An 819-nucleotide genomic window follows, 5' to 3' on the forward strand; every position below is an offset into this window, starting at 1 on the left:
CCTCGCGGGTCTGCATCGTATCCACCACATTACGCTGGTGGCCATCACGGCGGATGGCTTCGTAGACGTTCTCGGCGGCCTTGTTGGCAGCGCGGAACGCCGACAACGGGAACAGCTGGATCGCAACGCCCGAGGCGGCCAGTTCATCACGGCTGAACAGCGGCGTGGCGCCGAATTCAGTTATGTTGGCCAGCAGCGGCACTTTCACCGCGTCGGCGAAACGCTTGTAGGTTTCCAGGTCGTAGGCGGCCTCGGCAAAGATACCGTCGGCACCAGCTTCGACGCAGGCCAGCGCGCGCTCGATGGCCGCATCCACGCCTTCCATCTGGATGGCATCGGTACGCGCGATCAGGAAGAAATCCGGATCGGTCTTGGCATCGGCCGCCGCCTTCACGCGATCCACCATTTCACCCTGCGACACGATCTCCTTGCCCGGGCGATGACCGCAGCGCTTGGCACCGACCTGGTCTTCAATATGGCAGGCACCGGCACCGGCCTTGATCAGCGATTTCACGGTACGTGCGATGTTGAACGCGCTCGGCCCGAAACCGGTATCGATATCCACCATCAACGGCAGATCGCAGACATCGGTGATGCGGCGCACGTCGATGAGCACGTCTTCCATCGTGTTGATGCCCAGATCCGGCAGGCCCAGCGAGCCGGCCGCGACACCGCCACCGGACAGATAGATGGCGCGATAGCCGGCGCGCTTGGCCAGCAGGGCATGGTTGGCATTGATCGCACCGATCACCTGCAGCGGCGATTCGGCAGCCAGTGCGGCGCGGAACGCGGCGCCTGCGGAAGAAACACTCATGGGTG

1 protein-coding gene is annotated in these 819 nt (G+C 63.7%); it reads right to left on the bottom strand.

The window, feature by feature from the left end; all coding sequences use genetic code 11:
• Positions 1 to 819: methylisocitrate lyase (gene prpB / locus ABB26_RS18340; protein ID WP_057636144.1), on the bottom strand; the 819-nt coding region annotated here is incomplete at both ends.

This window comes from Stenotrophomonas humi (assembly GCF_001431415.1).
In the GTDB taxonomy this organism is placed as follows: domain Bacteria; phylum Pseudomonadota; class Gammaproteobacteria; order Xanthomonadales; family Xanthomonadaceae; genus Stenotrophomonas; species Stenotrophomonas humi.